Below are 16,559 nucleotides of genomic sequence, written 5' to 3' on the forward strand. Positions count from 1 at the left end.
CCTGGCGCCTATGTGCGAAGGGCGCTGCGGTCTCAGATGCCGAGTGCGCGCGGTTCGTTCCAAAGCGCGCTGCGCTCCCATATCTGCGCGAATTCGCGCTCCAGCTGGCGGCTGCGCGCCGCGCCCGACAGCCAGGTTTCGCCATCGTCGAAGCGATGGCCTGTTGGACGAAAGTAGTAGGCGTCATCGCCCACCACATAGGCCGACGCATAGCTGGCATCGACCGGATCGCTGACCGCACGGAAGCGGAACACGCTGGGCAGGCGCTGGGCCAGCCGCAGCATCGCGCTGCTGTTGGTGCCCGCGGCGGCGGTGTCCTGCACCAGCACCTGCACGCGCTTGTCGTGGCGGGCGGTGGCAAAGCGGCGCAGCGCATCGAGCACTGCGGGGTTGTCGAACAGCGGCGGATCCAGTGCCCGCGTATAGATCAGCACCTGGCGGCGTGCGGCGCACAGCAGGCCGGTGGTGGCGGCCAGGGCCGCGCGCAGGTCGTCCACCGCCATCGGGCCGTCGAGACGGCGGTGCAGCGGCCCACCCGGGCGATCGCCCGCCGTTGCCGCGCTAGCGGGGTGCCGGTCGGAAGACGTGTCCGGCAGGAAGCCCAGGCGTGCAAACACGGCCTCGGCGTCTGTGTTCACACGGGTTTGCAGGCCGGGCCAGCCGCGTTGTTGTGCGGTGGCGACGGCGGCTGCGAGCAACCGCTCGGCCAGGCCGCGGCGGCGCCAGCCCGGCAGCACGCCGAGCCGGTCGATGCGCCGATCCGCCGTCAGCCGCACCGAGCCGATCAACTGGCCATCCTCGCTGCGCAGCGCCAGGTGCAGGCTGAGCGGGTCCAGGGCGTCCCAGTCGGCAGCGCTGTCCTCGGTGCTGCCGGTGCCGCAGGCCAGGCGCAGCGCACGCAGGGTTGCGGCGTCGGACGCCGCATCCAGCGAAACGATCTGCAGCCCGGCGTGGGAACTCATGCGCGCTGGTCGGACCCGTCGTCGTCGCCAGCGTCCGATGCCGCGTCGTCGTCGGCCAGCCCGCTGTCGTCGTCCTGGTCGGCATCCTCGCCTTGTTCGGCCTCCTCAGCCTGGGCCGGGCCGTCCGCGGCATCGGCGACCTGCTCGACGTCGGCCTCGGCGTCGATCTCGTCATCCGCGTCCGGCGTGTCGGCCCCGGCGTCGGCATCGTCATGGTCGCCCGACAGGCTCAGGACGTGGCCCTGGTCGTCGTCGATGTCCTCAATGTCGTCCTCCGCGTCCTCGTGGGCGCGCTGGTAATGGCCCTGCGCCAGCAGCTCCAGCACCACCTCGCGGCCACGGTTGGACAGCTGCGCATACAGCGTGCCGTCGATCTCTTCGGCTGCGGCCAGACGTGCGGCATCCTTGGCCGACAGCGCGAATTCCAGGCCGCTGCAGAACAGGGTGGCGCCACGCTTGGCGCGCCGCCAGGCCAGCCGCGACCAGGGGTGACGGTGCAGCAGCACGCCTTCTTCCAGCGCCTGCTCGACCGCCTCGCGGGGAATCGGTTCGGGTGCCGGCACCACGTCGCCGGAGGCGCGGTAGGTGGTCATGAAGCGGCCGAACCAGTCGCCCAGGCGATCCGGATCGTTCATGCGCAGCGCGTTGAGCGCTTCGACCACGCGGTTCATCGCGGTGACGTCGATCTCGTACGGATCGGCCGGCACCTTGAGGTCTTCGTCGTGATAGCGCACGGCCTCGTCGGCATCGGCGATCAAGGTGTCCAGGTAGTCGCCGATCAGCTCGGCCGAGGACGGCGCGCGGGTGCCGATGGAAAAGGTCAGGCAGGCGTCTTCGGCCACGCCGTGATGCGGCACCAGCGGCGGCAGGTACAGCATGTCGCCCGGGCCCAGCACCCAGTCGTGGGTGGGCTTGAAGTCGCGCAGCAGCTTGAGCTCGACATCGTCGCGGAACGCCAGCGGCGCGGCCTTGCGGCCCTGCTGCGCGCGTGCGTCGATCTGCCAGCGGCGGTGGCCCTGGCCCTGCAGCAGGAACACGTCGTAATGGTCGACGTGTGCGCCGACCGAGCCGCCGGTGGCGGCGAAGCTGATCATGATGTCGTCGATGCGCCAGCGCGGCAGGAAGCGGAACTGTTCCAGCAGCGCGCGGACGTCGGCGTCCCACTTGTCCACGTCCTGCACCAGCAGGGTCCAGTCATGGTCGGGCAGGCCGGGGAAGTCGGTTTCCTGGAACGGGCCGGTGCGCACGTTCCAGTCGTCGGTGGCGCGGTCGTGGCTGATCAGGCGTGCCAGCACGCCGTCTTCGCAGGCCAGGCCGGCCAGGTCTTCGGGCTGCAGCGGGGACTGGAAGTCCGCAAACGCGTTGCGGATCAGCAGCGGGTGCTTGTGCCAGTAGTTGCGCAGGAAGCGCTCGACCGGCATGCCCAGCGGCTGGTCGCGGGTGGCATGGATCTCGAAGGCCAGTGGCGCGCCTTTCCTGGCGGCGATCTTTTTTGCGGGGGTCTTTTTCATGGTGTCACGGGTCCGACTGGAGGGCCGGCGCGGTGCGGCCGGCGAGGTGGCTTATTGTCGCCCAGCCCGCCATGCGCTGCCTTGCATGCGGGTGTCGCGGTGAGGTTGCGGTGCGCGTCCGGGCCATGCACGGCCGGGGATGCAGCTGAGTGTCTCGGTGTCAGCAGATCAGCGGGTGGAGATCTGGTTGTTGCTGCCGTAGTCGTTGACCATCGCAGTGCCGGATTGCTGGGTGATGCGGTTGCCGCGGCCGTGCAGCGTGGCGGAGGCGATCGCCTGCGCCTGTACCTGGTTGTCGTCGCCCGGCACCAGCAGCGTGCCGATGCGGCCGGCCTTGAGCGTGGAGGTGCGGCTGAACAGTTCGATGGTGCTGGCATCGCCGGCGAGGGTGACCTGGGCATCGTTGCCGACCATGCGCACTGCCTCGGCGCGCTCGATCTGCACGATCGCATGCTGGCCCAGCACTGCGATCGTGCCGCAGTCACCCTTGAGGACCAGATTGGCGTTCTGTCCGGTCAGGTCGACGTTATGGCCGTCGCAGCTGACCGTGCCGCTGGTCGAGGTGACCATCAGTGTCGGCCGCTCGCTATTGCTGGCGACCTGGGTGGCGCCGTCCATGCTCGGAACTGACGGAACCGGCGGCACCGCTGCGGCCGCCACGCCGGCCGGCGCGTGCGGCGCGGCAGCGGGGGCGTCGGGCTGCGAGTCGGGAGTGGCCTGCTTCCCGCAGGCCAGCAATCCGCAGGCCACCGACGCAAGCAGGGAGACAGACAGCAGCGCGCGCAATGCCATGGCAATACTCCTGACAGCTGGATACAAGGGCGTGATACCGGTGGATGGATACCGCTGCTTAGATCGCGCGCGCCAGCTGTTCGGCCAGCCCGGTGTACGCACCCGGCGTCAGCGCCCGCAGCCGCTGCTTGTCCTGCTCCGGCAACTGCAGGCTCTCGACAAAGGCCTGCATGGACGCGGCAGTGATGCCCTGGCCGCGGGTCAGCGCCTTGAGCTGCTCGTAGGGGTTGGGCAGGCCGTGGCGACGCATCACCGTCTGCACGGCTTCGGCCAGTACTTCCCAGGCCGCATCCAGATCGGCATCCAGGCGCTGCGGATTGACGGTCAGCTTGCCCAGGCCCTTGGCCAGCGAATCCAGCGCGACCTGGGTATGGCCGAACGCGGTGCCGAGCGCGCGCAGCACGGTGGAGTCGGTGAGGTCGCGCTGCCAGCGGCTGATCGGCAGCTTGGCGGAAAAATGTTCGAACAACGCATTGGCGATACCGAAGTTGCCTTCGGCATTTTCGAAGTCGATCGGGTTGACCTTGTGCGGCATGGTCGAGGAGCCGACTTCGCCTTCCTTGAGCTTCTGCTTGAAGTAGCCCAGCGAGATGTAGCCCCAGATGTCGCGCGACAGGTCGATCAGGATGGTGTTCACGCGGCGGCTGGCGTCGCCGATTTCGGCCACGTTGTCGTGCGGCTCGATCTGGGTGGTGTAGGGGTTGAACACCAGGCCCAGGCTTTCGACGAAGCGCTGCGCGAACGCGGCCCAGTCCAGCTCCGGGTACGACACCAGGTGCGCGTTGTAGTTGCCGACCGCGCCGTTGATCTTGCCGGTGAGTTCGACCGCGGCGATCTGCTTGCGCTGCCGCTCCAGGCGCGCGACCACATTGGCGATTTCCTTGCCCAGCGTGGTGGGCGAGGCGGTCTGGCCATGCGTGCGCGACAGCATCGGCTGGCCGGCCTGGGCATGGGCGAGGGTGCGCAGGCTGGCGGTGATGCCGTCCAGCGTGGGCAGCAGCACCTCGCGGCGCGCCTGTTCCAGCATCAGGCCATAGCTGAGGTTGTTGATGTCCTCGCTGGTGCAGGCGAAATGCACGAATTCCAGCGCCGGGCCCAGCTCGGCATCGTCCTTGAGCTGTTCCTTGATGAAGTATTCCACCGCCTTGACGTCGTGGTTGGTGGTGCGCTCGATCTGCTTGACCCGCGCGGCATCGCCGACGCTGAAGTCGTCGGCCAGGCGGCGCAGGGTCTGGGTGGCGGCGGCCGAGAACGGCGCCAGCTCGGCGATGCCCGGTTCGGCGGCCAGCGCCAGCAGCCATTCGATCTCGACCTTGACCCGCGCCCTGATCAGGCCGTATTCGGAGAAGATCGGGCGCAGCGCATCCACTTTGGAAGCGTAGCGGCCGTCGAGCGGGGACAGGGCGAGCAGGGCGGAATCCGACATGGGCAGGGCACTGGGAGGCTGGCGGGGGTGCGTATTCTACGCCGCCCCGGCGCCGGCTTCGCCGATCGGCCGCACCGTGATGGCCTGGATCCGGTGCCCGGCCATACGCCGCACCGTCAGTGCGTGGCCGTCCAGCTCCAGGGTTTCGCCTTCTTCGGGCAGCCGCTGCAAACGGTGCACGATCAGCCCGCCGACCGAATTGACGTGGTCCGGCGCGCTCAGGTCCTGGCCCAGCAGACGTTCCAGGCGGAAGATCGAGGTGCTGCCGGCCACCAGCAGCGAGCCGTCCTGGCTGCGGATCGGGGCATCGCGCACCACGTGGCGGTGCTCGTCCTCGATCTCGCCGACCACCACTTCCAGCAGGTCTTCCAGGGTGAAAAAGCCCAGGATGCGGCCCTCCTCCTCCACGCACAGCGCCAGATGGGTGGTGCCGGTGCGGAACTGCTCCAGCGCGCTGGGGATCGGGGTTTCCAGGGTCAGCAGGGTGGGCGGGCGTAGCAACGGGCGCAGATCGTCCAGATCCTGGCTGCGTGCCATCGCCACCAGCAGATCCTTGGTATGCAGGATGCCCAGCACCTGCTCGCCATCGGCGTCGAACCACGGGTAGCGGCTGTAGCGCGACTCGCTGAACTCGGCCAGCACCGATTCCAGCGTCATGCCTTCGCGCAGGCTGCGCAGGTGCTCGCGCGGGCGCATCAGGTCGCCGGCGACCAGGTCGGGCAGTTCCAGGGCGTGGCTCATCAGGGCCAGCCCGTGATCGGGCGTGGCGGCGTTGGGATCCTGGCGGCCGACGATCAGCATCAGCTCCTCGCGCGAATAGCGATGCGACTGGTGCTCCACATCGCCCCAGCCCAGCACCCGCAGCAGGCGGTTGGCGCTGGTGTTGAGCACCCAGATCGCCGGGTACATCAGCCAATAGAACACGTAGAGCGGCGCGGCGGTCCACAGCGACATCCGCTCCGGGCGGCGGATCGCCATGGTCTTGGGCGCCAGTTCGCCCAGCACGATGTGCAGGAACGAAATCAGGCTGAAGGCGATCGCCAGTGCGGTGAACTGTGCCGCTTCCGGCGACAGGCCGGCGGTGTCGAACAACGGCTGCAGCAGATGCGCGAAGGCCGGCTCGCCGACCCAGCCCAGGCCGAGCGAGGCCAGGGTGATGCCGAGCTGGCACGCCGACAGGTAGGCATCCAGATGCGCATGTACCCCGAGCAACAACCGCCCACGCCAACCGTTGTTCTGCGCCAGGCCCACCGCCTGCGTGTGGCGCAGCTTGACCAGCGCGAACTCGGCGGCGACGAAGAAGCCGTTCAACAGCACCAGCAGCAGTGCGACGAACAACAGCAGCACGTTACCCAACATGGCGTCGGCCCCCTTGTCGCGTAACAGCGTTGACGCTGCCTGTCAGCCGCTGCGCGCAAGTGCCGGGGCAGTGTGCAAGCAAGCAAGACGCAAACGATGCGTTTCTACAATCAGGGTCGTCGCCCATGGCGGCGTGGTACCTCGTATGGATCATTGGGCAGTCTAGCCCACGGCTTGCGACGACACGGTCGCAACGCCGCGAGCGAGTATCGTAAACAGCCTCGCCAGCGTGGGCACGCCCGCTGCCAGCCATCCATCACCACAAACCAACCATGTGCGGAGAGTGCAGATGAGCGAACGTTTCAGGACCGAACACGACAGCATGGGTGAGCTGCAGGTGCCCGCCGATGCCTTGTGGGGCGCGCAGACCCAGCGTGCCGTGCAGAATTTCCCGGTGTCCGGCCAGCCGATGCCGCGCGGCTTCATCCGCGCGCTGGGGCTGATCAAGGCCGCTGCTGCTAGCGTCAATGCCGAACTCGGCCTGCTGCCCAAGTCGATCGGCAAGGCCGTGCAGGACGCAGCACTGCAGGTCGCCGACGGCACGTATGACGCGCAGTTTCCGATCGACGTCTACCAGACCGGCTCGGGCACCTCGTCCAACATGAATGCCAACGAGGTGATCGCCACGCTGGCCACGCGCGCCGGCAAGGACGCGGTGCATCCCAACGATCACGTCAATCTCGGGCAGAGTTCCAACGACGTGGTGCCCACCGCGATCCGGGTGTCGGCGTTGCTGGCGGTGCAGGAGCACCTGCAGCCGGCGCTCAAGCATCTGCGCAAGACCATCGACAAGCGCGGCAAGGGGCTGGACAAGGTCGTCAAGACCGGGCGCACGCATCTGATGGATGCGATGCCGCTGACCTTCGGCCAGGAATTCGGTGCATGGTCGGCGCAGCTGAGTTCGGCGCAGGAGCGTATCGACGATGCCCTCAAGCGCCTGCGCCGGCTGCCGCTGGGCGGTACTGCGATCGGCACCGGCATCAATGCCGATCCGCGCTTTGGCGGCAAGGTGGCCAAGGCCTTGTCGGGCCTGAGCAAGTTCAAGTTCGAGAGTGCGGACAACAAGTTCGAGGGCCTGGCTGCGCAGGACGATGCAGTGGAGCTGTCCGGTCAGCTCAATGCGCTGGCGGTGGCATTGATCAAGATCGCCAACGACCTGCGCTGGATGAATGCAGGCCCCCTGGCCGGGCTGGGCGAGATCGAGTTGCCGGCGCTGCAGCCGGGCAGTTCGATCATGCCGGGCAAGGTCAACCCGGTGATTCCCGAAGCCACCGTGATGGCCTGCGCACAGGTGATCGGCCACCACACCGCGATCACCGTGGCCGGGCAGACCGGCAACTTCCAGTTGAACGTGACGCTGCCGTTGATCGCCTACAACCTGCTGGATTCGATCAACTTGCTGGGCAATGTGGCGCGGCTGCTGGCCGATAGCGCGATTGCCGGGTTGAAGGTGCGCCAGGAGCGCGTGCGCGAGGCACTGGACCGCAATCCGATCCTGGTCACCGCGCTCAACCCGATCATCGGCTACGAGAAGGCCGCGGCGATCGCCAAGCGTGCCTACAAGGAACAGCGCCCGGTGCTGGACGTGGCGCTGGAAGACAGCGGACTCAGCGAGGCGGATCTGCGCCGTTTGCTGGATCCGGCTGCGCTGACCCGCGGTGGCATCCAGGCCGGCAGCACGGGCGGCGGTGGCTGACCACCGTAGCGTGCGTGCGTAGGAGCGCACCTGGGCGCGATGGGGCTTTATCGACAACGCCCCGTCGCGCCCAGGTGCGCTCCTACATGGGTTTGCGCGAATCCGCGGCGTCGCCAGGACTCAGTGCCGCTCGGCCTGCACGTTGCCGAAGCTTTCGCGATACGGCTGCAGCGACGGGATTTCATCGAGCAATTCGCCGCTGAGCTTCTGGATCTCCGGCGTGGCCATCAGCTTGATCGACTTGTATTCCGGGTCCGCGCCAGCCTCGTTGACGGCCTGCTGGCGCAGCATCTGCAGGTGCCCGAACAGCAGTTGCAACTTGGCGCGCGTCGGCTCTTTCTGCGGCAGCGCGATATCGTCGATCTTCAGCGTGCCGTCCGGGGTGATTTCCGCATTTGCGGCCGGTGGGCGGCGGATCATCACCGACTGGGTGGTGATGGCAACGCGCGGCTTGCCGCGTTCGGCGCGCCGCGACGACTGGTCGCCGCAGGCGGTCAGGGCGCATAGCAGGAGCGCCATGCAGAGCATCACCAACTTGTTCATGGGGTCGCCGGATTCAGGGGGAGCGTACTAGTGTAATCCCGCTCCGGCCAGCCGATCGGTGCCTGCGGCACATGGCGCGGCTGACAAGATGTCGCAGGCCGATGTTGGGTGCCTGGCGTGCGCGCAGCAATCGGTGTGACGATCCATCCGGTTTCCGGTCAGCCGCTGCGCCCGTCGATGTGGGCGCAGCGGCGATCAAGGCCGCGCTTACTTGCGGCAGTCGTCGACATCGTGCTGGCTGAGGGTCGAGTACGGCGCGAATGCCGGCACCAGTTGCGCGGCGGCGTCCTGCGCGTTGCGCAGCTTGGCCAGCTGATCGCAGATCTGCATCGCAGTGTGTTTGAAGGTTTCGGCCTGCGCTTCGATCTTGTCGCCGATCTGGTCGGTATTGCCGCTGAGCACACCCTTGAGCGCTTCGCCGGCGGCATGCGCACCGAAGGCCGCGCCCTGCGTGCCGATGTCGATGCCTTTATCGGCGACGCCCTGGATCTGCACGTAGAAGCCGCGCATCGCCTGGCGCTGCGCATCGTTCAGGCTCACCGGCTTGCCGGCGATGCTGAGCGCGCCATCCGCGCCGATGGTGGCCGCGGGCAGGCCGTCGCGGTGGAGCGTCAGGCTCTTGCCGTTGAAGATCACCCCGTTCGCGTTGGTCTTGCCCGACACCACGACCGTGGGTTCGGACTTGCCGCAGCCGACCAGCAGCGCGCCCACCAGTACCGCACAAATCAACAGTTTCATCAGCCGTCCCCCTCTTGAATGGTCAATGCAATGGTCAGTTGTCGGTCGGCACGCGGGTGGTGCCGGCCACATCGCTGACGTCGATATCGCCGCTGCCCTTGCGCGCGACGCTGACGTCGCCGCGTACCTTGTGCACGCTCAGGGCGCCGGAGTTGACCGCTTCCACGCCGACATCGCCTTGCACATCGTCGATGTCGACATCGCCTGAGCCGATCGTGCCGAACTTGACGTTGCCTGCCACGCCGCGCAGCTTGACGTCGCCCGAACCGACCTTGCCGACCTCTGCTGCGCCATGCACCTGCCTGGCCTTGAGATCGCCCGAGCCGACCGCCAGCACGCGCAGCGACCCCATCTCTTCCAGTTCGATATCGCCGGAACCGACCTTGGCGGTGACCCGGCCCCTGGTGCGGCGGATGGCCATGTCGCCGGAACCGACATCGGCACTCACGGCCGCAGCGCCGCTGATCTCGGCGTCACCGGAGCCCACGTCGAACTGCACCAGCAGCGTGTCCGGCACGCTGCCGCGCAGGTCCAGGTACGAGTAGCTGTCGCCGATGGAGATGCGCAGCGGGCGGTCGTCGGCCAGCGTCACCACCAGCTTGTCGCCCACCCGCTTCTGGGTGACGGTCAGGCCCTTGAGCAGCTCGGCCCTGGCGGCGCAGGCGCGGCCGCCCAAACGCCCGCCGTTGCCCGGCGCGGCGTCCAGATGCAGGTCGTTGGAGCCGACCTCGAACAGCACCGACTTCACTCCGCTCAGTTTCAACTCCAGGCTGCGCGGTTCGGAGAACTTGCATTGCTCCTCGGCAAACGCAGCGCCGGGCACGGCGAACAGGATGGCCAGACTCAGCAGACGACGCATGGGATGTCCTTCAGGCTTCGGAGCGCCGACGGCGCAGGTAGATGGAGGCGGCGATCAGGGCAACGCCGATTGCAGCGCCGATCCAGATGTCCGGATTGCCGTAGACCCGTGCGCTGTCGGTGTGCTGCAGCGCCCACTGCACCAGATCGCTGGGGTTCTGCATCGCGCTGCTGTCGAGGTTGCCGCTGACCGCGCGCGGCGACCAGGTGCCGGGCAGGGCGCTGAGCAGGCCGCGGTAGCCGACGATGTACCAGATCCAGCCGATCGGCAGCGAGATACCCGGCATCGCCGAGAGGATGCTCAGCATCACGCAGGCCAGCAGCGGGAACAGCACCGCCCACAGGAACGGCTTGCTGGTGGCCCAGGCCGAGCAGAACATCAGCCAGCCCACCGTCGGCAACGCCCACAGCAGACTCATCGGCACGGTCTTCAGCAACAGCCACAGCAACGCGAACGGGTGCGAATGGGTCGCCAGGGCCCAGGGGCTGGGGACGCCGGCGATCGAGGCGCCCACGATGGCGATCAGCCACAGTGCCAGGCCGACCAGCACGCCGATCACGATGGAAATCAGCGGCGCCAGCAGCAGCGCCCAGGCGGCCTTGGACAGCACCGTCTGCACATCGGACACCGGCAGCGATTTCCAGAACAGCACGCTGCGGTCGCGGCGGTCGTCGTACAGGCTGCCCAGCGAATAGAAGAACACCACGAACGCCAGGACCACCGAGGCGATGCCGATGCCGCCGAGCAGCAGGCCGTCGCCGACCTGGCCCAGGGTGCGCGTGTATTCGGCCAGATCGTCCATCGTGATGCTGTCGCCGATCATGTTGCGACGCGCGCTGATCGCGCCGATCACCGCGCCCAGCAGCGCGAAGAACACCGCGATGCCACCGGTGATGATCTGTGCCCAGACGAAACCGCCGCGGTGTTCCCAGTACTCGCGTTTGAGCAGCCAGCCGAACGTGCGTGCGGGAGAAGCTTGGTGGGTGAGTGCATTCATGCGTAGGTCCCCTTCATGACCGCAACGAACAGGTCGGCAAGGCCGGGATTGCGGGTTTCGCCAAAACGGGCGAGCTGCGCTTTCGGCACGCCATCGAACAGCATCACGGTCTTGCCAAACGGGAGGCTGCGCTCGTCGATCGGCTGCAGGCCTCTGGCGGCGTCGAGATGCTCGGCACCCACCAGCACTTCGGTGTATCGCTCGGCCACGTTTTCCATGTCGGCGGTCAGCACGATGCGGCCGTCGCGGATGAACATCACATCGGTGAGGATGTGTTCGATCTCTTCGACCTGATGGGTGGTGACGATGATGGTCTTCTGCTCGTCGAAGTAGTCTTCCAGCAGGCGTTGGTAGAACTGCTTGCGATACAGGATGTCCAGGCCCAGGGTCGGCTCGTCCAGCACCAGGATGCGGGCATCGATGGCCATCACCAGCGCCAGGTGCAGCTGCACGATCATGCCCTTGGACAACTCGCGCACCCGCGACTTGCGGTTGAGCTGCGTATTGGCCAGGAAGCGCTCGCACTTGGCGCGATCGAAGCGCGGGTGCACGCCGGCGACGAAGTCGATCGCCTCGCCGACCCGCAGCCAGCGCGGCAGTACCGCCACGTCGGCGATGAAGCAGACCTCGTTCATCAGTGCGTTGCGCTGGGTGCGCGGATCCATGCCGAGCACGCTCAGGTCGCCATCGAAATCGGTCAGCCCCAGCACCGCCTTGAGCGCAGTGGTCTTGCCGGCGCCGTTGGGGCCGATCAGGCCGACGATGCGCCCGGCGGCGATGGTGAAGCTGGTGTTGTCCAGCGCGAGCCGATGCTTGTAAGCCTTGCGCAGGCCACGTGCGTCGACCACATGGTCGGAGGAGACGGCGGTCATGGTGTTTTTCCCTGTGGCAACAGATCGTCGATGGACAGTCCCAGGCGCTGGATGCGTTCCAGCACTGCGGGCCATTCTTCATTCAGGAAACGCTCGCGCTCGCTGCCGCGCAATTTCTGCGCGGCCTCTGGTGTCATGAACATGCCCAAGCCGCGGCGTTTCTCCACCAGGTTCTCGTCGGCCAGTTCCTGGTAGGCGCGCGAGACGGTGATGGGATTGAGTTGGTAGTCGGCCGCCACCTGCCGTACCGAGGGCAGGGCGTCGCCAGGCTTGAGGATTCCATCGAGCATCATGGCAATCACCCGTTCCTTGAGTTGGCGGTAGATGGGAGCGCCGTCGCTCCATTGGATGTCGTTCATGGTCAGCTCCGTGGGCGCAGAACCTGCGCGAAGGAGAAATAGGGCATCGACAGCGAAGCGCGCAGGTGCCGGCTGGGCCGGGTGCGCGCCTCGGGGGGAGTTGTCGCGTTTTCCGTAACCGCCTCCGACACGCCATAATCGGCGCCGGACTCCGTGACCTGACTGGAAGCGGCTCCCAGGCAACCAATGGCGAACAGGGCGCTGCCGAACAGCAGCAATGGAGCTGGTCGCGTGAAGCGTGTGCTGTTCATGCTTTCCCCTGCGTTGGATGACTGGTGTTGTATTCAACTATAACACCGACACGCAGGCAGTCAACTGCCTGTCATACCCAACTGATGGCACCCCGCGTCGGCGGGTGGCCCGGACCTATCGAAAGGGATCGCTCATGTTGCTCAAGCGTCTGCTGGTCGTTGTATTCGCTGGCTTTTTCTCCGTCTCGGCGCTGGCCGCCGGCGCGCCGGTGCTGGATCTGGATTACCGGCCGCTGGCCGGCAAGGCGCCAATCAACCTGAACCGTACCTACGGCGGCAAGGTCCTGATGGTGGTCAATACCGCCAGCAAGTGCGGCTACACCCCGCAGTACGAAGGGCTGGAGGCGCTCAACCAGCGCTTCGGCAGCCGCGGTTTTTCGGTGCTGGGCTTTCCGTCCAACGATTTCCAGGGGCAGGAACCCGGATCTGAGAAGCAGATCCAGGAATTCTGCACGCTGACCTATGGCGTCAAGTTCCCGATGTTTGAGAAGGTGCATGTGCTGGGTGCACAGGCCACGCCGCTGTATCAGCGCCTGACCCAGGCCACGGGTGTGGCGCCGGGCTGGAACTTCCACAAGTATCTGATCGGGCGCAATGGACGGGTGGTGGCGCAGTTCCCCAGCAAGATCAAACCGGACGATCCGAGCGTGCTGGCGGCAATCGAACGCGAGCTCAACGCGCCGTCGCGCTGAGCACGGCGCTCGCAAGGCCACGCGCACATGCGACAATGCGCATTCAGCGCCGGCGTCGGCGTGTCTTTTCACTTTCGGGAAGTGCATCGAATGAAGATGGGAAAGCGCGGCGCGGCGGCGTCGCTACTGATGGTGGCACTGTCGGCATCGATGCCGGCGATGTCGCAGCAACCGGCCGCAGCGGCCACCAAGGAGAAGCCAGTTTTGAATGCATCGTCTGAGAAGAGCACGCGCGACAACGTCAGCTACGCCATCGGTATGGACGTGGCACGTTCGTTCGAGCCGATTGCCCAGGACATCGATGTGAGCGCACTGCAACGCGCCATCGAGAATGCATTCAAGGGCGGCAAGCCGCTGTTGTCCGACGAGCAGACCCAGGCCACCGACACCGCACTGCGCACGGCGCTGGCGGCGCGTAACGGCCAGCAGGTTCCTGGCATGGCGCCGGGTAGCGCGCCGGCCGCGCCGTCCAAGGAAAATGTCGGCCTGATGCTGGGCGATCGCGCGGTCGGTCCGTCGCTGGCCGGCATCAAGGACGAGATCGACCTGTCGATCCTGATGGAAGCGGTGCGCACCGTGTTCGCCAAGGGCACCACGCGTCTGACCCAGCAGGAAGCCGCTGCCACCATGCAGGCGTTCGCCTCTGCCAAGCAGGGTGCTGCCGGTGCCAAGAATCGCGAGGAAGGCAATGCCTTCCTCGCCAAGAACAAGACCGAGAAGGGCGTGATCACCACCGCGTCGGGCCTGCAGTACATGGTGCTGCGCCAGGGCAGCGGCGAGCGTCCGATGCCCACCAACACGGTGCGCGTGAACTATGAAGGCAAGCTGCTCAACGGTCAGGTGTTCGACAGCTCCTACCAGCGCGGCCAGCCGGCCGAATTCGGTCTGAATCAAGTCATTGCAGGTTGGACCGAGGGCGTCGCGTTGATGCCGGTCGGTTCGAAATACCGTTTCTGGATTCCATCCAACTTGGCCTATGGCCCGAACGGCACGCAGGGGGGGCCGATCGGACCAGACGCAACGTTGACGTTCGATGTCGAACTGATGGGTATCCTTCCCTGATCCCCCACAGGAGTACCCCCACCCATGCGAGTTGCGATCTTTGGTACCGGCTATGTTGGTCTTGTCACCGGTACCTGTCTGGCGGAAGTAGGTCATCACGTCATCTGCGTGGATATCGACCAGGCGAAAGTTGATGGTCTCAATCGTGGGGTGATTCCCATCTATGAACCCGGCCTGGAGCCGATGGTGAAAGCCAACCACGCCTCTGGCCGGTTGCGCTTCACCACCGATGCGGCCGAGGCGATTGCGCACGGCGAAATCACCTTCATCGCCGTGGGCACGCCGCCGGACGAGGATGGCAGTGCCGACCTGCAGTACGTGCTGGCGGTTGCGCGTACCGTCGGTCACCATATCGATGGCCCCTCGGTGGTCGTCAACAAGTCCACCGTGCCGGTCGGCACCGCCGACAAGGTGCGCGTGGCGATCCAGGAAGAGCTGGACGCACGCGGCGTGGACCATGAGTTCGATGTGGTCTCCAACCCCGAGTTCCTCAAGGAAGGCGACGCCGTGGCCGACTGCATGCGTCCGGATCGCATCGTGATCGGCGCCAAGAAGCCGGCGGCCATTGCCCGCATGCGTCGTCTGTATGCGCCGTTCAACCGCAACCGCGACCGCATCGTGGAGATGGACGTGCGTTCGGCCGAGCTGACCAAGTACGCGGCCAACGCAATGCTGGCGACCAAGATCAGTTTCATGAACGAGATCGCCAATATTGCCGAGCGCGTCGGTGCGGACGTCGAGCACGTGCGTAACGGGATCGGCTCGGATCCGCGCATCGGCTGGCACTTCATCTATCCCGGCGCCGGTTATGGCGGCTCGTGCTTCCCGAAGGATGTGCAGGCACTGGCCAAGACCGCCGAACAGTACGGCATGGAGCCGACCCTGCTCAACGCGGTGGAAAGCGTCAACAATGCGCAGAAGGGGCACCTGTTCGAACTGGTGCAGCGGCATTACGGCGCCGAAGGCACCGGCAGCATTGCCGGCAAGACCTTCGCGGTGTGGGGCCTGGCGTTCAAGCCCAATACCGACGACATGCGTGCCGCGTCCAGCCGCCGTCTGATGGAGCAGTTGTGGGAAGCCGGTGCCACCGTGCGTGCCTACGACCCGGAAGCGACCCATGAAGCCAAGCGCATCTTCGGCGAGCGCGACGATCTGACCTTCTGCGACGAGGCATTTGCCGCACTGGAAGGCGCCGACGCCCTGGTCGTGGTCACCGAGTGGAAGCAGTTCCGCAGCCCGGATTTCGGCAAGATCAAGCAGGCCTTGAAGGACGACGTGGTGTTCGACGGCCGCAACCTTTACGACCCGCAGGAAATCGAAGCCGCAGGTCTGGCCTACTACGCCATCGGACGAGGCCGTTCGTTGCATGCATGAGCAACTCTCGCCGCGCGACCAGGAACTGGACGCGCGGTTGGTTGAACTGGAAACGCGCCTGTCCTTTCAGGAGCAGGCGCTCAATGAACTGAGTGAAGCACTTGCGGACGCCCGTTTGACGGGCGCCCGCAATGCCGAACTGATCCGCCACCTGCTCGAGGATTTGGGCAAGGTGCGCTCCACGTTGTTTGCCGACGCAGCGGATGAACCGCCGCCTCCGCATTATTGATTGCAGATTGCCACCGCCATGAGCGATACCTTACGTGACCAGTTGCTTGGGTTGGGCTTCAAGTCCGCACCCAAGCCCGAACGCAAACCCGACGCACGGCCTGCCGCGCGTCAACATGGCCACGGTGGCAGGCCCGCGCCCGGCGGCAACAAGCCGGGTGGCCAGGGCAGGGGACCGCAGCGGCCGCATGCCGCTGCGGTGACTGACGGCAAGGGCGAGCGCAAACACGACGGCAGGCCGGAGCGTCGCAACGATGGCAAGCCGGCAGGATCGCAACGTCCGCCGCAGTCCACGGCCGACCGCCGCGGACCCAGGCCGGCACGCACGCGTGAGGACATCGACCTGGCCAAGGCCTATGCGATCCGCGCGCAACGCGAGAAGGACGAGCGCATCGAAGCCGAGCGGCTGAAACAGGAAGAAGCACGCCTGCGTCGCGAAGCCAAGGCCAAGCTCGAAGAACTGCTCAAGGACAAGGGGCTCAATCATGTCGATGCGGATATCGCCCGGCATTTCCCCTATGGCGGCAAGATCAAGCGTATCTACGTGACTGCCGATCAGCTCAAGGCGCTCAACGCCGGCGAGCTCGGCGTGCTGCAGCTCAACGGTCGTTATCTATTGGTGACTGCCGAAGTACTGGCCGACGCCGAAGCGGTATTCGCACCGTCGGTGGCACTGAAGGTGGACCCGAATGCGCCGGCAGGCGAAGACCCGTATGCCGATCCCCAGTACCAGGTGCCCGACGACCTGGTCTGGTAAGGCTGCGTAGATAGGTTTGCGTTGGCACATGGGCACCTGATGGGTGCCCATCTGTTGAGTGGTGGTCAACCCGATTGCGTG

18 protein-coding genes are annotated in these 16,559 nt (G+C 66.3%); 6 read left to right on the forward strand and 12 right to left on the reverse strand.

Annotation, left to right across the window (positions count from 1 at the left end; translation table 11 throughout):
• Positions 1 to 32 precede the first annotated feature (32 nt).
• The 5 genes from ACCQ04_RS07530 to ACCQ04_RS07550 all read right to left on the reverse strand — a co-directional run bounded on the left by ACCQ04_RS07530 (position 33) and on the right by ACCQ04_RS07550 (position 6,050).
• Complete coding sequence (locus ACCQ04_RS07530; protein ID WP_226426515.1) at positions 33 to 962, reverse strand: GNAT family N-acetyltransferase; 930 nt, start codon at positions 960 to 962, stop codon at positions 33 to 35.
• Positions 959 to 2,449 carry a ribosomal protein uL16 3-hydroxylase gene (locus ACCQ04_RS07535; RefSeq protein WP_226427118.1) on the reverse strand — a complete coding sequence of 497 codons (1,491 nt, stop codon included), beginning with the start codon at positions 2,447 to 2,449 and terminating at the stop codon, positions 959 to 961. Before ACCQ04_RS07535 ends, ACCQ04_RS07530 begins: the two co-directional genes overlap by 4 nt.
• A gap of 192 nt (positions 2,450 to 2,641) precedes the next feature.
• The gene (locus tag ACCQ04_RS07540; RefSeq protein ID WP_226426514.1) at positions 2,642 to 3,265 is read right to left on the reverse strand and encodes a DUF3060 domain-containing protein; all 624 of its coding nucleotides are present in this window, start codon (positions 3,263 to 3,265) and stop codon (positions 2,642 to 2,644) included.
• Between the two features lie 58 nt (positions 3,266 to 3,323).
• Positions 3,324 to 4,691, reverse strand: a complete 1,368-nt coding sequence (gene purB, locus ACCQ04_RS07545; RefSeq protein ID WP_104608035.1) for an adenylosuccinate lyase — start codon at positions 4,689 to 4,691, stop codon at positions 3,324 to 3,326.
• 36 nt (positions 4,692 to 4,727) lie between these two features.
• On the reverse strand, positions 4,728 to 6,050 hold the full coding sequence (locus ACCQ04_RS07550) for a hemolysin family protein (RefSeq protein ID WP_065032434.1): 1,323 nt from the start codon (positions 6,048 to 6,050) through the stop codon (positions 4,728 to 4,730).
• Between the two features lie 289 nt (positions 6,051 to 6,339).
• Between ACCQ04_RS07550 and ACCQ04_RS07555 the strand changes: the two genes are divergently transcribed.
• The gene (locus ACCQ04_RS07555) at positions 6,340 to 7,746 is read left to right on the forward strand and encodes a class II fumarate hydratase (RefSeq protein ID WP_102252181.1); all 1,407 of its coding nucleotides are present in this window, start codon (positions 6,340 to 6,342) and stop codon (positions 7,744 to 7,746) included.
• A gap of 120 nt (positions 7,747 to 7,866) precedes the next feature.
• Here ACCQ04_RS07555 and ACCQ04_RS07560 read toward each other — a convergent pair whose 3' ends face one another.
• The 7 genes from ACCQ04_RS07560 to ACCQ04_RS07590 all read right to left on the reverse strand — a co-directional run bounded on the left by ACCQ04_RS07560 (position 7,867) and on the right by ACCQ04_RS07590 (position 12,365).
• Positions 7,867 to 8,289 (reverse strand): hypothetical protein, encoded by a 423-nt coding sequence (locus ACCQ04_RS07560; protein ID WP_226426512.1) that lies wholly within the window; start codon positions 8,287 to 8,289, stop codon positions 7,867 to 7,869.
• 207 nt (positions 8,290 to 8,496) lie between these two features.
• Complete coding sequence (locus ACCQ04_RS07565) at positions 8,497 to 9,027, reverse strand: DUF2884 family protein (RefSeq protein WP_115043276.1); 531 nt, start codon at positions 9,025 to 9,027, stop codon at positions 8,497 to 8,499.
• A 34-nt stretch (positions 9,028 to 9,061) separates the two neighbouring features.
• On the reverse strand, positions 9,062 to 9,886 hold the full coding sequence (locus ACCQ04_RS07570) for a DUF4097 family beta strand repeat-containing protein (protein WP_039528077.1): 825 nt from the start codon (positions 9,884 to 9,886) through the stop codon (positions 9,062 to 9,064).
• A 10-nt stretch (positions 9,887 to 9,896) separates the two neighbouring features.
• Positions 9,897 to 10,883, reverse strand: a complete 987-nt coding sequence (locus ACCQ04_RS07575) for a hypothetical protein (RefSeq protein ID WP_024939339.1) — start codon at positions 10,881 to 10,883, stop codon at positions 9,897 to 9,899.
• The gene (locus ACCQ04_RS07580; protein WP_046342254.1) at positions 10,880 to 11,755 is read right to left on the reverse strand and encodes an ABC transporter ATP-binding protein; all 876 of its coding nucleotides are present in this window, start codon (positions 11,753 to 11,755) and stop codon (positions 10,880 to 10,882) included. Before ACCQ04_RS07580 ends, ACCQ04_RS07575 begins: the two co-directional genes overlap by 4 nt.
• Positions 11,752 to 12,114: a GntR family transcriptional regulator gene (locus tag ACCQ04_RS07585; protein ID WP_003483692.1), complete on the reverse strand. Its 363-nt coding sequence runs from the start codon at positions 12,112 to 12,114 to the stop codon at positions 11,752 to 11,754. Before ACCQ04_RS07585 ends, ACCQ04_RS07580 begins: the two co-directional genes overlap by 4 nt.
• Before the next feature lie 2 nt (positions 12,115 to 12,116).
• On the reverse strand, positions 12,117 to 12,365 hold the full coding sequence (locus ACCQ04_RS07590; RefSeq protein ID WP_024939341.1) for a hypothetical protein: 249 nt from the start codon (positions 12,363 to 12,365) through the stop codon (positions 12,117 to 12,119).
• Between the two features lie 134 nt (positions 12,366 to 12,499).
• Between ACCQ04_RS07590 and ACCQ04_RS07595 the strand changes: the two genes are divergently transcribed.
• The 5 genes from ACCQ04_RS07595 to ACCQ04_RS07615 all read left to right on the forward strand — a co-directional run bounded on the left by ACCQ04_RS07595 (position 12,500) and on the right by ACCQ04_RS07615 (position 16,478).
• On the forward strand, positions 12,500 to 13,057 hold the full coding sequence (locus ACCQ04_RS07595; protein ID WP_024939342.1) for a glutathione peroxidase: 558 nt from the start codon (positions 12,500 to 12,502) through the stop codon (positions 13,055 to 13,057).
• A 90-nt stretch (positions 13,058 to 13,147) separates the two neighbouring features.
• Complete coding sequence (locus tag ACCQ04_RS07600) at positions 13,148 to 14,119, forward strand: FKBP-type peptidyl-prolyl cis-trans isomerase (RefSeq protein ID WP_016901531.1); 972 nt, start codon at positions 13,148 to 13,150, stop codon at positions 14,117 to 14,119.
• 24 nt (positions 14,120 to 14,143) lie between these two features.
• On the forward strand, positions 14,144 to 15,493 hold the full coding sequence (locus ACCQ04_RS07605; RefSeq protein WP_226426511.1) for a UDP-glucose dehydrogenase family protein: 1,350 nt from the start codon (positions 14,144 to 14,146) through the stop codon (positions 15,491 to 15,493).
• Complete coding sequence (locus ACCQ04_RS07610; RefSeq protein WP_024939344.1) at positions 15,486 to 15,722, forward strand: SlyX family protein; 237 nt, start codon at positions 15,486 to 15,488, stop codon at positions 15,720 to 15,722. The genes ACCQ04_RS07605 and ACCQ04_RS07610 overlap by 8 nt, the downstream gene beginning before the upstream one ends.
• Positions 15,723 to 15,740: 18 nt before the next feature.
• A complete protein-coding gene (locus ACCQ04_RS07615; RefSeq protein ID WP_345778016.1) occupies positions 15,741 to 16,478 on the forward strand; it encodes a DUF2058 domain-containing protein in 738 nt (245 codons plus the stop codon).
• The last annotated feature ends 81 nt before the right edge of the window (positions 16,479 to 16,559 follow it).

It is taken from the genome of Xanthomonas sp. NCPPB 2866, assembly GCF_041475745.2.
In the GTDB taxonomy this organism is placed as follows: domain Bacteria; phylum Pseudomonadota; class Gammaproteobacteria; order Xanthomonadales; family Xanthomonadaceae; genus Xanthomonas; species Xanthomonas arboricola.

Coding starts and splice junctions, on each gene's coding strand:
- ACCQ04_RS07530 (WP_226426515.1), bottom strand. CDS start 962: ATGAGTTCCCACGCCGGGCTGCAGATCGTTTCGCTGGATGCGGCGTCC.
- ACCQ04_RS07540 (WP_226426514.1), bottom strand. CDS start 3,265: ATGGCATTGCGCGCGCTGCTGTCTGTCTCCCTGCTTGCGTCGGTGGCC.
- purB (WP_104608035.1), bottom strand. CDS start 4,691: ATGTCGGATTCCGCCCTGCTCGCCCTGTCCCCGCTCGACGGCCGCTAC.
- ACCQ04_RS07550 (WP_065032434.1), bottom strand. CDS start 6,050: ATGTTGGGTAACGTGCTGCTGTTGTTCGTCGCACTGCTGCTGGTGCTG.
- ACCQ04_RS07555 (WP_102252181.1), top strand. CDS start 6,340: ATGAGCGAACGTTTCAGGACCGAACACGACAGCATGGGTGAGCTGCAG.
- ACCQ04_RS07560 (WP_226426512.1), bottom strand. CDS start 8,289: ATGAACAAGTTGGTGATGCTCTGCATGGCGCTCCTGCTATGCGCCCTG.
- ACCQ04_RS07565 (WP_115043276.1), bottom strand. CDS start 9,027: ATGAAACTGTTGATTTGTGCGGTACTGGTGGGCGCGCTGCTGGTCGGC.
- ACCQ04_RS07570 (WP_039528077.1), bottom strand. CDS start 9,886: ATGCGTCGTCTGCTGAGTCTGGCCATCCTGTTCGCCGTGCCCGGCGCT.
- ACCQ04_RS07575 (WP_024939339.1), bottom strand. CDS start 10,883: ATGAATGCACTCACCCACCAAGCTTCTCCCGCACGCACGTTCGGCTGG.
- ACCQ04_RS07580 (WP_046342254.1), bottom strand. CDS start 11,755: ATGACCGCCGTCTCCTCCGACCATGTGGTCGACGCACGTGGCCTGCGC.
- ACCQ04_RS07585 (WP_003483692.1), bottom strand. CDS start 12,114: ATGAACGACATCCAATGGAGCGACGGCGCTCCCATCTACCGCCAACTC.
- ACCQ04_RS07590 (WP_024939341.1), bottom strand. CDS start 12,365: ATGAACAGCACACGCTTCACGCGACCAGCTCCATTGCTGCTGTTCGGC.
- ACCQ04_RS07595 (WP_024939342.1), top strand. CDS start 12,500: ATGTTGCTCAAGCGTCTGCTGGTCGTTGTATTCGCTGGCTTTTTCTCC.
- ACCQ04_RS07600 (WP_016901531.1), top strand. CDS start 13,148: ATGAAGATGGGAAAGCGCGGCGCGGCGGCGTCGCTACTGATGGTGGCA.
- ACCQ04_RS07605 (WP_226426511.1), top strand. CDS start 14,144: ATGCGAGTTGCGATCTTTGGTACCGGCTATGTTGGTCTTGTCACCGGT.
- ACCQ04_RS07610 (WP_024939344.1), top strand. CDS start 15,486: ATGCATGAGCAACTCTCGCCGCGCGACCAGGAACTGGACGCGCGGTTG.
- ACCQ04_RS07615 (WP_345778016.1), top strand. CDS start 15,741: ATGAGCGATACCTTACGTGACCAGTTGCTTGGGTTGGGCTTCAAGTCC.